The following is a 13,243-nucleotide window of genomic DNA, read 5'->3' as shown; positions in this document are numbered from 1 at the left end:
GGAATAGTAGAATTATAAAAACTATGAAGGGCTGGAAAAGACTCCGGATTTCGCTATTGGCTGCCCTCTTTGGCAGTGTTCTCTTGGTTCTGGGAAAGTCCCTCCTGTATCCCACCGGCAGCCAGCCCACACTCACCCCCTTCAATTTTCCCGCAGCGGTTTCTTTGCCGCAATGGCAGCCTTTGGCCAGCACTCCCCTGGACAATAAAACTGCCAAAAGTCCTAAATTCCTTTCTGGAAGGCGCTATCACTACATCCAAAACGGTGTGCCCCTCGATATTGAGATGCGCTATTTTGTTATTACCTCTGGTGGGATTGACTCATACATCAAAGCCCACACGGCTATCTCCTCATCTGCCGATAAAGTTCTGCCGGTTTTGCGCGAGAAAAAAGGGGTAGGCTCCTACACCCTTTTCGCTCACCAAGGACGCGCCTACCTGAGCGCCTGTATCAACCCGCGTGGCGGAAGTACCGTCACAGATGAGCAGTTTAGGCGCAACCGATATACCTACGATGTGCGCTCGCACCGTTTCCTTCCCTGGTTGCTAGGTCAGGCAGATTTTCGGGATATGCGCTGTCTCTGGGCGCATTTGTCAGTCCCTTTAAATAATTCCTCACATGAAAAGGCTTACCAAACTCTAGAAAAAGCCTGGTTTTCCTGGTATCAGTGGTGGAGTCCGCGCTTTCCGAATCCATGATATAGCACTTATAAATAATTTGTGAAATCCTCTCTCTTTTCTTGGCGCTCCTTCACCGGGGCGGTTTATTTAAATCAGGGCGGGTTCAACCGAAATATTTGTGAACCCGCCCCCACAGCACTGCGAACCTCTTTCTAATTGCGAGGCGGAGTGCTTCTCAATGCCATCAACCGCTTCCAGGCAAAGTATATCCCCAGTAACAAAACTGCCAGAATATTGCCCAGAATTTGCCCCGGTTCCGGAACAGAGGAATCAAACGACTGACTGGGTGCCGGTGCAGCGGCGGGTGCCGGCGCAGGGGGAGGTGCCGGCGCAGGGGGAGGTGCCGGCGCAGACTTGGCTGCCAGCATAGGAGGGGCTGCCGGCATTGGGCTCAATTGCCCTTGGATATTCATACCCTCCGGCATTTCCACCGGCACTCGCACCTGGCGGGTGCTGCTCGTATCGACTCGCACATCAGAAGAAACGGCCACAAACGCAGTATATTTAGACATCAGCCGGTAAGCCAGCGCCGTATCAGTAACCGCCTTCACCCCTTGAGCAGTTTCGCCCCCATACATTTGCTTCATCAAATCCTTAATCCGGGCGCGACCCCAAAGTTGGGCGATTGCAGAATTGCCGCCGCCCTCAAACTCCACCGGCACCGCCTTCTCATAGCGCACGCCACCCGCCGCAATCCCTTTTATGCGCAGCGTGCCACTCTTGCCGTCGCCTTTGCGCCCAAACAGCACCAGCGGCTCATTCGCAAACAAATCCGGCGACTTGAGCGGATAAATTTCCGGTTCCTTCCCAGAACCCTCCCAGCGGACTTCAATATTCGCCAGCACCGGATTGTTGATTTGGCGGAAAAACTTTTCTGCCACTTCCTGCGCCGGCTCATTCGGAAGCACCACTCGCGACGCACCCCGCCCCTCCTCTGCCAGCCGGTCAATTAAAAACCGGTTCACCGAAGAACCAACGCCAAAACTGTAGAGCCGGTTGCCCGGTTTCAGCTGCTTTTGCACTTCTGCAATTATCTCCTCGTCATTGCCAATCAGTCCGTCGGTGAGCAAGACGATACTGCGCAAACGCCCAGCCGGTGCCGGTGGGAAATTCAGCACAGCGTTCATGCCATTCATTAACTCCGTGCCCCCATTGGCTTCCAGGCGATTGACATAAGCAATCGCTTTGGCGCGGTTTGCCGGCGTATTCGCCAAAGGTTCAGCAGACAGCTGCGTTGCCGTATTGGCAAAGTCAATAATAGTAAACGTGTCGTCCGGATTCAGCCCATTAATAAACTGCCGCATCAATTCCTTAGATTTCAGCAGCGGATCGCCCGATTGCGAGCCAGAGGTATCCATCAAGAACACCACATCTTTGGGCACAATCTCATTCGTTTGATACTCCACCGCCGGGATTAAATAAACGGCGAAGTGACCGCCGCGCTCATCCGCCTGACTCAGCACCGCCGACTCGGTTTGCTTGCCGGCAACTTGATACCGCACAACCAGGTCTTTGTTGGGAATCGCCGTCTCGCTGCTCAGCTGGACCCGCATGATGCGCCCGTCTTGTGTCGTGCGGATTTGATGCGAAGTCGAGCGCACCCCAGACACCGGCACCCCCGCCTCAATTTCCACCGTCACGTTAATATCCTGTCCGGAACGGGTGCCCGCCGGCAGCACCGGCGGAGTGATTTGCGAAGCGTCTGCAACCTTGTTGGTATTGCCGGTGGCATCGCCCGACCCTCCCGGAATATAGCGCGGGCCCACCACCATCGGAAAGACAAATTCGTAATCCCCTCTCTCAAACTTCAGGCTTTCCGTATAGCGAATGGTGACATCAATTTTCTCCCCCGGTTTGATATTCGCCAGAGACTGCGTAAAGATATTGTCCCGCTCTTGCTCCAAAAGACCGGCAGTTTTTCCCTCCCGCTTGGCTTGCTCGTAAACTTGCTTCGCCTCTTCCCGTTTTTTGATCGCCCCCCGGATGACGCGGCTGCCAATTTTTATTTCCATATCATCCACTGCGGCCTCATCCGGCAGCGGAAACACATAAACCGCCTCTAAAGGTTCCTGAAAGGGATTTTCAAACGTCTGCGTCACCTCCACCCGGGAAAGATTGCCAGCGATTTTGGCCATCACTTCCGTGTGTTTCAGGGGGAAAACCTGCTGCCGCCCATCTTTCTGGACATACAAGCCGCCTTGTTTCGGAGTGTCTTGCCGGTCAGATGGCTGCTGCGTCACCCCCCCATTATTGACAGTCGAAACCTGCTGAATCGCAGGATAAGTCAAAGACCGAACTCCCGCCGATGCCAGCGCCAGAATGGCACCCGCCACCAGCCATTTTTTATTGATTGCTGGTGCCTGGGGAAGCGAATTTGAATTCAAGTCTTTCAAGACTTCCTCTGCGGACTGGTAGCGCTGCTTCGTGGCGCTTTGTAGCATTTTGTCGAGAATTTTACCTAACTGAGGGCTAACCGGCGTTTTCAAATACTGCCGCCACACCCAGGCATCTTCACTCGTATCAACCAAGTCAAAAGGAGGCACCTGAGTCATCAGGTGGGTGCAGGTGACGCCCAAACTGTAGATATCGCTGGCAAAGGTTGCCTTGCCTTTGGTCTGTTCCGGTGCCGTGTAGGCAGCAGATCCTATCACCGTTCCAGTCCTGCCCAGCGCTGTTTCCGTGGCGTATTTTGCCGCGCCAAAATCGACGATAACCAGGCGGCGATCCCTGCGCCGGCGAATAATGTTTTCCGGTTTGATGTCCCGGTGAATCATCTGGCGATCGTGGACAAACTGCAGCACCGGCAGCAGGCTGTTGAGCAGATCCCGTATCTGGGTTTCATCAAAAGGCCCATTCTCGGCAAGTTCTTGAGCCAAGTTTTGGCCATCGATAAACTCTTGCACCAGATACTGGCGTCCTTCCAGCTCAAAATACGCCAGCATTGCGGCAATTTGGGGGTGTTTGCCGAGAACTTTTAACCCCTGGGCTTCTTGGCGAAATAACTCTGCCGCTTTTTGGGTGCTGTTGGAGCCTTGGTGTTGGGGGAAAAACTGCTTAATTACGCAGCGTGTTTGGGATGGCTGGGATTCATCCACAGTCAGAAAAGTTCTGCCAAAGCCACCCTGCCCAATGGGTTTAATGGATCGGTAGCGATCCAAGAGCAGCAGCTGGGAGCCACAACTTTGGCAAACCCCGGCGTCTCGCGGATTTTCCGGACTTTTGCAATCGGGATTGAGGCAGTAGCACCGCTGCCGGTTGTCGGCGGTGTTCTCTTGAGGCGGGAAATTCGTCATACCACCTATTTCTCCAAACCGTTGACGCCATTCTAGCCTATCTCATCGTGAGAGCGGTGAAATTTATTACTTCTTCATCAAAACTTTTTACAAAAATTAAGATTAAGTAAAGTCGCCCTGGCCCGCCCCAGCCAGCTTCTATTTCTCGGCAAATATGATATATTTCTCGTTCCCAGGCTCCGCCGGGGAACGAGAGATGCCCAAATAAAATACCGGCCCGAAAATGCGTGAAACCCGGGTGAGTAGCCTTCTCCCGGGTTTCGGTTTATCGCCCATTTGCGCACGCCATTGCATTTAAGTCAGGGCATAAGGATAACTTAGAGTCGCGTTTTGCCAATTAAACTACCGGGGTATGGGGCACCCCAGGCTGGATACGAGCCAGCATCTCGACCCTGAATTTTCCCAGACATTCGCTTTGGCGATCGGCGATGAATGCTGAGTTTAGAGTGATAACTTGAACTTGAGGTCGCGCCTGACCGGCCAGAAGCCGGTTGGCTCATCCCGCTCCTACTGGGGCTGCAAAGCCAGGCGGTGGCAGGATTTTAACCAGGTTGAAGTTAAAGTTTGAGCTTGAGCTTGTACTCTTTTTCTATATTAACTCAAACTTTAAAAACCTGCAAGTGTCAGCCTAGCAAATATTGAAACACTCGCTGAGCGACACGCTGCTCTTCTGCTTCGGTGCTGTTGGCTTCCTCGCGGGCGAACTTAACAGCTTGCTGCAGCCGCTCCATGCGCCCGAGCAGTTCGTTGATCCGGCTCGCCGGCAGGGCACCGGAGAACTTCACCGTCCGCCAGTACCCGACTGTAACATCTTCGTAATAAACTTCCACCTGAGCCGGGTGGTGTTCTGTCGCCTCAGCTTTGACGTGGTTGCGGGGGATTTTCTTGGTGCGGACCGTTTGCACCGGCTCTGTGGCCCAGCAGTCTGCCGAGGGGTCAAATGCCCACGTCTCCGCTGGGTCAAGCACCGGCAGCTTCTTAATACAATTTTGCAAATCCGCCAGCTGCTTTTCCAAAAAAAGAAGGTAAGATACCGGCACCTGCGCCAGCAGAGTTTGACCGTCCACCACCACGTCCGCACGGGCGCGACAGTTTGTCCAGTCCTTCGTGGCGGTGACGTCAAACAGCTTGGTCAGAATCTCAACCGTCTGGCGCAGCACCTCCTCCGCCTTGACTTGCACCTTGTTGGACTCAGGCGGCAGCTGCTCGCCCTCTTCGTCTTTGGGCCGGTAGGTGCGGGCGATGCCGGCCTGCAGCGCCGGCTTCTGGAGCGCTTGCTGCGCCGCCGCCAGCTCTTGAGCTGACCGGTTTTTTATCCCTTTCTCAATCGCAATAATCTGGTTCAGGCGTGCCATAAATGCTATTTAATGTCTGCTGAATCCGCTTTCTGGCCTAGTGTAGCACAATTGTAGTATTGGGGGGGTGTGTGACCCGCTCGCCAAACAGGCCCACCGGGTGGCACGGTAGAGGGTGCCGGTCGCCGGTCGCCGGTCGGGAAGGGGGGGCGGGTTAATTCGGAGGGCGCAAGCCATGCCGGCTCGCCCCTTGCCGGCGTCCTGAAAAGCAGACTCGACATAAGAGAAACTTCAGTGTATGCTCCTGGTTATTTAAAGACCTTGACAAACCGCAGACATATCCCTGAGGAACTTACCGAATCCCTGCTAAAGTCAACCCATTGAGTAAAAAAACGAAACACCATGAAAACTTCACTCCGGCTGGTTGTGGTGGCACTTGCCACAGCCACAGTCTCGACCGTCAGCGCTTTCAGCCAGGCGCTCGCTGTCACATTTGGCCAGCAAGAAGTTGACCAAAACAAATTCATCGCCGTCGCTCAGCCCCTTGCCGGTAACAGTTACAAACTGCTGCTGATCGAGCAGATATCCAACCAGCGTCCGTGCTGGAGCGAAAGTGGCTCCAACCCCGTCAAGGTAGAGGCCCTGCTCTTGCAGTTTGACTTCACCGGCATTTGCGGGCGCGGTTTAGACAGCAACGGCTATTCCCTCCGCATGGCGGAGCAAGACTTTGGATTGCAATACACCCTTAACTTAGTTAACCGCGATGGCGATATCCAGCTCGTCGCGATTTCCAATAAGGACCCAAAAGCCCCGCCGATTGTGATTGGCAAGACCAATGGCATCGCCGATGGCTTTCTCAAAATAAATCTAGATCCAGGTTGGCGGTTTACCAAAAGAACCTACAACGGAAAAACCCTAGGCCACGTCTATTTTACCAGTGACATAGCGCTGGGCGCAACTCCCGAAACCGCACCGGGTGGGAGTTCGTCAAAGTTCAAAGACGTAGTGAATGATGTCTACGCTCCAGAAATTGACGAAGCTGTGACGCTGGGGTTCGTGGCGGGTTTCAACGACAATACTTTCCGCCCTCAAGCCACCTTAACCCGCGAGCAACTGGTGTCTTTAGTGGTGGAATCGCTCAAAAGGCTGCCTAATGTCAATATCACCGTTCCCAGTCAAGCTGCATCTCGCCCCTATCCCGATGTGGACGCTTCCCGGTGGAGCGCTGCCAAGATTCAATTTGCGCGAGATAACAAGATTGTCAGCGGCTACCAAGATGGGACATTTCGCCCCGAGCAGCCGGTGACGCGAGCGGAACTGGTAACGGTGCTGCGCCGCGCTGCGGAATTTGGCAAAACACAGCGCGGACTGAGTGCGGAACTCACTCCCAAAGAAACACCCAAAACCTTCTCAGACACTTCTACCCACTGGGCGGCGGCAAACATCAGCCAAATGTCTGGCTACTGCAAGGTCGCCTCTCCGTTGAATGAAGTCGGCAATTCTTTTTACCCAAATCAGCAGGCTCGCCGCAACTACGCAGCTGCAGCAACCCTGCGGATGCTCAACTGCGTTAAAGCAGAACAGTAGGGTGCGTTCCTCCGGAACGCACCCCACTACTACTCCCCCTCTCCCTTTATGGGAGAGGGGGCTGGGGGGTGAGGGTTTTATTGCGGGCAATCAGCGGAATTTTATCTGGGCGGTTCAGCGAGAGATTCGCTACAGGTCACGAGCCGGTGGGCGAGATAGCAATAACTCGCCTCTATCCATCTCGTCCAGCGCTGGTATCCGATTCCCCCCGACGGCAGGTGTCCTGTGGGAGCGCAAATATCGAACGTGAGTTCTGAGTAGTTTAGCCAGTAGTTGCTGACGCGCCATCCGACCCGCTCGCCAAATTTTTCAAAGTCCTGTCCCGCTTCAAAATAGATGGGGTTTTGGGCGCTGAAGCCGAAGCGACCTTGGCTGTATTTTGCCCACAAACTGTCCATAGTAAGCAGGTCAGCGCAGGGTAATTTTTCTATGGATTCTAAGCTGAACCAGCCCTCTCTCTCCCGACCGGCTGCCAGAAGCATGACAGCGCTGGTTTCTAGATCCGCTTCTTTCCAATTCCCAACGGCCAGTAAATTCCGCAAGTGAGTGTAATCTATCCCCACAGTTGAGAGAAGTTCATCTCGCTCCGACATCCTCGCACCCTCCTGTTGTTTGCGCGCACGACGACTGCGCCACCGGCATTGGCGGCGTCAAGGGACTGACCCACCCCGGGTTGCGGGGGGAATCGCCCTCCCACAAAATTCTATGAATCTTTGACGGCCTGCGGTACACTGAGATTCATGAAAGTTAATGTTCTACCCCCCTCAGTCGAGCGACTCACAGAGCCCACCTCCATCGCCCTCGCCCAGAACATTGAGCGAAAGGCAATTGCCACTCCTTTGAGCCAGGTGCCGGTTGCCACCACCCTCGTCCGTCAGGGGAGTGGCGGGACACCCATCTTGCTGCTCCACGGTTTCGACAGCTCCGTGTTTGAGTTCCGCCGCCTCTTGCCCCTCCTTGCCGCACACAGCGAAACCTGGGCGCTCGATTTGTTGGGTTTTGGCTTTACGGATCGCCTTGCCGAAATCCCCATAAACCCGACGGCCATCAAAACCCATCTTTATTGCTTCTGGAAAACTCTGATTGACCAGCCGGTGATTTTGGTGGGCGTTTCAATGGGGGGTGCGGCGGCGATTGACTTTACCCTCACTCACCCCGAAGCGGTCAAAAAGCTCGCCCTCATTGACAGTGCCGGTTTGGCTAAGCGTCCTGTTGCCGGCAAATTCCTGTTTCCGCCCCTTGGCTACCTGGCTACAGAATTTTTGCGCAATCCCAAAGTGCGGCGGCGCATCAGCCTCGCCGCTTACTGCGACCCGAAATTTGTTTCCCCAGATGCCGAATTGTGTGCGGCGCTGCACCTGGAAATGCCCCGCTGGAATCAAGCGCTGATTGCTTTTACCCAGAGTGGCGGGTACGGCTCTTTTGCGGACGAACTTGCAGAAATTGAGCAGCAGACCTTGATTTTATGGGGGAAAAATGATAAAATTTTAGGGACAGCTTATGCCGCAAAGTTTGAGAAAGCAATCCGGCGCAGCCAGCTGATCTGGATTAAAAATTGCGGTCACCTCCCGCACCTGGAACAGCCGCAGATCACCGCCCAGCACATTTTAGATTTTATGGGCGATACTGACTGATGCCTGTCCAAGTAGAAACCAGGTTTCTTGATATGATAAAATTTAGCCCGCGCAGGCGGGCGAAAGTCTGTATAGCGTCCGGTTTTAACCGGACGTATTGTGAGTATATAGCCCTGACTGCGAACTCATCGCTCAGCACTGGATCTGCTCTTTCATGCGCTGCTCCAGATGCTGCACTAAGGTATCGACATCCTTGGCGACTCGCTCAAAACAAGCGGGGGGTGCCGGTTCCGGCTCAAAATAAATCAGCTTGATTTGGTCGCTGCCAATCCCGATCATCAGAACTTCTTTTTCAGGTTTGTGATTGTCAACAAGCCCCAAAATCTCCTGCAGGTGGTTGTCAACCTTGCGATTCAGGGTTTCTATAGCCTCTCGGGGACAGTAGACGAAATGCGGTGCCGGCTTGAGGTCAATTCCCACAGTATCAATTTCCTCTCCCTTTTCCAGAAATAGCCCCCAAGCTAAAGCGGCCAATTCTTCCTGGTTCGCCTTGACGAACTCATCTAGCTGGCGTCGCCAGTTATTTTCTGCCCCATTCGGCTGGGTCCTGCCAAACATGATCATGGTCTGTATTCCGTCGCTGGCACTAAGTAGGTGGACATGAATAAACTTAGCCGTAAACCCCACCCCCCCTACCCCCCCTCTGGGCGATCCGGAAGTGGGGGGAGATTTTTCCCCCTCTGTTGTACCGAGCGGGGTAGGGGGGAGAGGTGATTTTACGTTTAAATTTGTTCCCCTATCATCTTACGCCCATTTGCACCCGCCAGAGACCGGCATATATCCCGTGCTGTTCGAGGAGTTCTTCGTGCCGGCCCCACTCTACCAGTTTCCCATGTTCCATGACATAAATGCAATCGGCATTTCGCACAGTGGAGAGCCGGTGAGCAATCGCAATCGCAGTCCGGTTCTGGATAATCCGCTCCAAAGAGCGCTGAATCGCAGCTTCTGTCTCGTTATCCACTGCAGAGGTCGCCTCATCGAGGATGAGCACCGGCGGGTTCTTCAAAACTGCTCGCGCGATGGCGAGTCTTTGCCGCTGCCCCCCTGACAATTTCTGCCCCCGCTCGCCTACAATTGTCTCATATTGGTGCGGGAGTTGCGTGATGAAGTCGTGAGCTTCAGCAACTTTCGCTGCAGCTATTATATCTGCCGGCGCGGCGTCAAATGTGCCGTAGGCGATATTCTCGGCGACGGTGCCGTGAAATAAGAACACGTCCTGACTGACTAAGCCAATGGAGCGGCGCAAATCTTTGAGATTCAGTTCGCGCAACTCAACGCCATCCAGGGTGATGCTGCCAGATTCAATTTCGTACAGCCGCAGCAGGAGTTTGACTAAGGTGCTTTTTCCGGAGCCGGTGGAGCCGACAATCGCGATAGTTTTGCCGGCGGGAATGTGCAGGGAGAGATTCTTAATCACCGGCGCTCTATCCCGGTAAGCAAAAGTCACATTCCGCAATTCCAGCTCGCCCCGAACTGAGGCGACAGATAGCGGTTTGTCTCCCGGATGAATGGCAATCGGAGTGTCGAGCAAATTGAACACCCGCCTGGTGGAAGCCATCGCCCGCTGATACTGGTCGAAGGTTTCTCCCAGTCGGGTTAAAGGCCACAGCAACCGCTGGATGAGAAAGACTAGCACGCTGTAGGTGCCGACAGACATTTTGCCGGCAACTGCTTCCATCCCGCCATAGAGCAGCAGTGCGGTGAAGCCGGCTAAAATTATCATCCGAATCAGCGGCACGAAGGCAGCAGAAAGGGCGATAGCGCGGTGGTTGCTTTGCCGGTAGGCTTCGCTCTCTCGCTGAATGCGCCCCGCTTCGTACTCTTCGGCGGTAAAGCTTTTAATCGTGGTGATGCCGGTGAGATTATTGCCCAGCTGTCCGTTGAGCAGGCTGACTTTTTCCCGCACCTCAGCGTATCGGGGGGCGAGGAGGCGCTGAAACCAAACTGAACCCCACAGGATAAACGGCATGGGCAGCATTGCCATCCACGCCACGCTGGGAGCTAAAATAAAGAAAGCGCCGCCAATAATGATCGCTGTGGCAGTAACCTGGAGGATTTCATTGGCTCCAAAGTCGAGAAAGCGCTCCAGTTGGTTGATGTCGTCGCTGAGTACAGACATCAGCGCGCCGGTGCTGCGCTCCTCAAAATAAGCGAGCTCCAGTTCTTGCATGTGCCGGTAGGCATCCTGGCGCAAATCGTGCTGGATGTTCTGACCGATATTGCGCCACAGACGGGCGTAGGCGTACTCAAATACGGATTCGAGTATCCAAACGATAACGGTGAGAACCGACAGGATTACGAATTGCCCGTAGATATCTTTAACGCCGAGCTTAGCGATGAGGGAGTCTTGTTTTTTGACGACCACATCGACAGCGACTCCGATTAAGCCGGGGGGTGCCAAGTCGAAGAGTTTATTGAGGAGGGAACACACCGTTGCCTGCCAGATTTGCAGTCGGTACTTGTGCCCGTAGTCGAGCAGACGCCGCAGGGGGTGCGCCGTTTTTGGGAGTTTCCGCCGGGAGGGGGGGTCGATTTGGGATTTGGGATTTGGGATTTGGGATTTCATTGAAGTAAGATTAACATCAAGCGCAACCGTGAGAACAAAAAACCAGGGGCAGCCGTTTCGTATTTACCTGATTAATTTTACTTCAAAAGTGAAATTATACGCCCCTGAAACCCGGTTTCTTTAAGAAACCGGGTTTCTCAATGTTTCTCAGTACCTCTCCTACCTGACAATTCTGACTTTACTCGCCGCCCGCGCCGCCTTTTCCCGCGCCTCCTCAACATTGCTCCCCTTCGCCAGAGCCACCCCCATCCGCCGAAAAGGACGGGAATCCGGCTTGCCAAACAGCCGCAAATCTACATCAGGCTCCGCCAGAGCCTCCGCCACCCCCTCAAAGGAAATCGAATCCGAATGCTCCTTCGCTAAAATCACCGCACTCGCGGAAGCTCCCAGCTGCTCAATCTTGGGCACCGGCAGCCCTAAAACCGCTCTCAGGTGCAACTCAAACTCATTGAGATTCTGCGAAATAAGCGTCACCATCCCTGTATCGTGGGGGCGGGGCGAAAGTTCCGAGAAAATCACCTCATCTTTCGTGATAAAAAACTCAACCCCAAAGATGCCGGCACCCCCCAGCGCATCCGTCACTTTTTTCGCAATCGCCTGCGCTGACAAAACCTGCGCCTCAGAAATCCCCGCCGGCTGCCAAGATTCTTGATAGTCTCCGCGCTCTTGCCGGTGCCCGATGGGCGGGCAGAAAATCGTCGGGGCGTCCCACTGCTTAACAGTCAGCAAAGTAATCTCTATCTCAAAATTGATGAACTCCTCAACAATCACCTTTTGGGTGTCGCCCCTGGAACCCTCAATCGCGTAATTCCAGGCTTTTTCCACCTCACTTCGGTCTTTGACCACAGACTGGCCCTTGCCAGAAGAAGACATCACCGGCTTCACCACATTAGGAAACCCGATCGACTCCGAAACCTCAACCAGCTCCTCCAGCGATGCCGCGTAAGCATATTGAGCCGTCCGCACGCCCAGATGCCGGTGAGCCAGTTCCCTGATTCGGTCGCGATTCATCGTGTAGTCCGTTGCCTTCGCCGTCGGGATTACCGTGATGCCTCGCCCCTCAAATTCTAGCAGTTTCTCTGTGCGGATTGCCTCTATCTCTGGTATAATGAAATCGGGCCGGTGTTTCTCGACAATCCTTTCCAAGTCCTCAGCACTGAGCATGGAAATCACTTCGCTGGCGTCAGCTACCTGCATTGCCGGTGCGTTGGCGTAGCGGTCAACGGCAACAACATAATTGCCCAGACGTTGAGCCGCGATCACAACTTCCTTGCCCAACTCTCCCGATCCCAAAAGCATCAATTTTTGAGGCAGTTTAATCGATTTTGCCATTGATTGGTTGACCCCGCTCTAAAACTTGAGTAAATTTATTGTACCAGATACCGCGCACCCCTCTCAATCAGGGGTGAGGCTTTGCCTCCCAGCTGTTCCATCCGCCTGGGAACGAGAAAACGAGAGATGAAAGCATTCTTAAGCCCGCGCAGGCGGGCTTTGTTTGTATAGCCGCGATTTCCAATCGCCAGGATCTTAGTGAAACTTCGAGTAAATTTATTGTACCAGATACCGCGCACCCCTCTCAATCAGGGGTGAGGCTTTGCCTCCCAGCTGTTCCATCCGCCTGGGAACGAGAAAACGAGAGATGAAAGCATTCTTAAGCCCGCGCAGGCGGGCTTTGTTTGTATAGCCGCGATTTCCAATCGCCAGGATCTTAGTGAAACTTCGAGTAAATTTATTGTACCAGATACCGCGCACCCCTCTCAATCAGGGGTGAGGCTTTGCCTCCCAGCTGTTCCATCCGCCTGGGAACGAGAAAACGAGAGATGAAAGCATTCTTAAGCCCGCGCAGGCGGGCTTTGTTTGTATAGCTGCGATTTCCAATCGCCAGGATCTTAGTGAAACTTCGAGTAAATTTATTGTACCAGATACCGCGCACCCCTCTCAATACGGGAGGAAGCGGATCCTCCCAGTTCCGACTCCGCCTAGGAACAAGAAAACACTCCCCCTCCCCGCTAGCGGGCTATCCATTACCCACATCTTTCTTAATGAAGATTTATGTATAGCCCATTTGGAAGTCCATCACCTCTTTGGGGTGGCCAGAGTCCCTCAGTTGCCAAGTAGAGGCAATATCATGGAGTCTACACAGCCCACGCCAAATTGTCTTGACTCCCGGTTCCCCATCACCCTTACG

The 13,243-nt window shown here is 53.9% G+C and carries 10 protein-coding genes; 3 read left to right on the top strand and 7 right to left on the bottom strand.

Translation table 11 applies throughout. The features are described 5' to 3' along the window. Positions 1 to 23: 23 nt before the first annotated feature. Positions 24 to 698, top strand: a complete 675-nt coding sequence (locus OSC10802_RS0129795) for a cyanoexosortase A system-associated protein (RefSeq protein WP_017720438.1) — start codon at positions 24 to 26, stop codon at positions 696 to 698. Between the two features lie 134 nt (positions 699 to 832). On the opposite strand, the gene OSC10802_RS0129790 is transcribed toward OSC10802_RS0129795, so the two are convergent. The 3 genes from OSC10802_RS0129790 to OSC10802_RS51525 all read right to left on the bottom strand — a co-directional run bounded on the left by OSC10802_RS0129790 (position 833) and on the right by OSC10802_RS51525 (position 5,549). Continuing rightward, positions 833 to 3,973 (bottom strand): protein kinase domain-containing protein, encoded by a 3,141-nt coding sequence (locus OSC10802_RS0129790; RefSeq protein WP_017720437.1) that lies wholly within the window; start codon positions 3,971 to 3,973, stop codon positions 833 to 835. Between the two features lie 623 nt (positions 3,974 to 4,596). Next, complete coding sequence (locus OSC10802_RS0129780) at positions 4,597 to 5,328, bottom strand: DUF7873 family protein (RefSeq protein ID WP_017720436.1); 732 nt, start codon at positions 5,326 to 5,328, stop codon at positions 4,597 to 4,599. A 5-nt stretch (positions 5,329 to 5,333) separates the two neighbouring features. After that, a complete protein-coding gene (locus OSC10802_RS51525; RefSeq protein WP_155968576.1) occupies positions 5,334 to 5,549 on the bottom strand; it encodes a hypothetical protein in 216 nt (71 codons plus the stop codon). Between the two features lie 121 nt (positions 5,550 to 5,670). Here OSC10802_RS51525 and OSC10802_RS0129775 point away from each other — a divergent pair, with 121 nt between their 5' ends. Then, complete coding sequence (locus OSC10802_RS0129775; RefSeq protein WP_017720435.1) at positions 5,671 to 6,855, top strand: DUF3747 domain-containing protein; 1,185 nt, start codon at positions 5,671 to 5,673, stop codon at positions 6,853 to 6,855. A 101-nt stretch (positions 6,856 to 6,956) separates the two neighbouring features. Here OSC10802_RS0129775 and OSC10802_RS42440 read toward each other — a convergent pair whose 3' ends face one another. Beyond that, a complete protein-coding gene (locus OSC10802_RS42440; RefSeq protein ID WP_017720434.1) occupies positions 6,957 to 7,448 on the bottom strand; it encodes a GUN4 domain-containing protein in 492 nt (163 codons plus the stop codon). Positions 7,449 to 7,595: 147 nt separating this feature from the next. Here OSC10802_RS42440 and OSC10802_RS0129765 point away from each other — a divergent pair, with 147 nt between their 5' ends. After that, complete coding sequence (locus tag OSC10802_RS0129765) at positions 7,596 to 8,489, top strand: alpha/beta fold hydrolase (RefSeq protein WP_017720433.1); 894 nt, start codon at positions 7,596 to 7,598, stop codon at positions 8,487 to 8,489. Between the two features lie 132 nt (positions 8,490 to 8,621). Here the strand turns inward: OSC10802_RS0129765 and ccmS are convergent, their stop codons facing one another. From ccmS to purT, 3 genes are all read right to left on the bottom strand, one after another. Next, the gene (gene ccmS / locus OSC10802_RS0129760; protein ID WP_017720432.1) at positions 8,622 to 9,053 is read right to left on the bottom strand and encodes a beta-carboxysome assembly chaperone CcmS; all 432 of its coding nucleotides are present in this window, start codon (positions 9,051 to 9,053) and stop codon (positions 8,622 to 8,624) included. 175 nt (positions 9,054 to 9,228) lie between these two features. Further along, entirely contained in the window at positions 9,229 to 11,055 is a 1,827-nt protein-coding gene (locus OSC10802_RS0129755) for an ABC transporter ATP-binding protein (protein WP_017720431.1), read from the bottom strand. A 159-nt stretch (positions 11,056 to 11,214) separates the two neighbouring features. After that, positions 11,215 to 12,387: a formate-dependent phosphoribosylglycinamide formyltransferase gene (gene purT / locus OSC10802_RS0129750; RefSeq protein ID WP_017720430.1), complete on the bottom strand. Its 1,173-nt coding sequence runs from the start codon at positions 12,385 to 12,387 to the stop codon at positions 11,215 to 11,217. Positions 12,388 to 13,243 lie beyond the last annotated feature (856 nt).

Source organism: Kamptonema formosum PCC 10802 (assembly GCF_000332335.1).
In the GTDB taxonomy this organism is placed as follows: domain Bacteria; phylum Cyanobacteriota; class Cyanobacteriia; order Cyanobacteriales; family Oscillatoriaceae; genus Oscillatoria.
The sequence above is the reverse complement of the archived record's forward strand: the minus strand, read 5'-3'. Positions and strand labels throughout refer to the sequence as shown.

What these genes read in the sequence shown, in the direction of transcription:
- OSC10802_RS51525 (WP_155968576.1), bottom strand. Translation starts at nt 5,549, where the DNA reads ATGTCGAGTCTGCTTTTCAGGACGCCGGCAAGGGGCGAGCCGGCATGG.
- OSC10802_RS0129755 (WP_017720431.1), bottom strand. Translation starts at nt 11,055, where the DNA reads ATGAAATCCCAAATCCCAAATCCCAAATCCCAAATCGACCCCCCCTCC.
- OSC10802_RS0129765 (WP_017720433.1), top strand. Translation starts at nt 7,596, where the DNA reads ATGAAAGTTAATGTTCTACCCCCCTCAGTCGAGCGACTCACAGAGCCC.
- purT (WP_017720430.1), bottom strand. Translation starts at nt 12,387, where the DNA reads ATGGCAAAATCGATTAAACTGCCTCAAAAATTGATGCTTTTGGGATCG.
- ccmS (WP_017720432.1), bottom strand. Translation starts at nt 9,053, where the DNA reads ATGATCATGTTTGGCAGGACCCAGCCGAATGGGGCAGAAAATAACTGG.
- OSC10802_RS0129780 (WP_017720436.1), bottom strand. Translation starts at nt 5,328, where the DNA reads ATGGCACGCCTGAACCAGATTATTGCGATTGAGAAAGGGATAAAAAAC.
- OSC10802_RS0129790 (WP_017720437.1), bottom strand. Translation starts at nt 3,973, where the DNA reads ATGACGAATTTCCCGCCTCAAGAGAACACCGCCGACAACCGGCAGCGG.
- OSC10802_RS0129795 (WP_017720438.1), top strand. Translation starts at nt 24, where the DNA reads ATGAAGGGCTGGAAAAGACTCCGGATTTCGCTATTGGCTGCCCTCTTT.
- OSC10802_RS0129775 (WP_017720435.1), top strand. Translation starts at nt 5,671, where the DNA reads ATGAAAACTTCACTCCGGCTGGTTGTGGTGGCACTTGCCACAGCCACA.
- OSC10802_RS42440 (WP_017720434.1), bottom strand. Translation starts at nt 7,448, where the DNA reads ATGTCGGAGCGAGATGAACTTCTCTCAACTGTGGGGATAGATTACACT.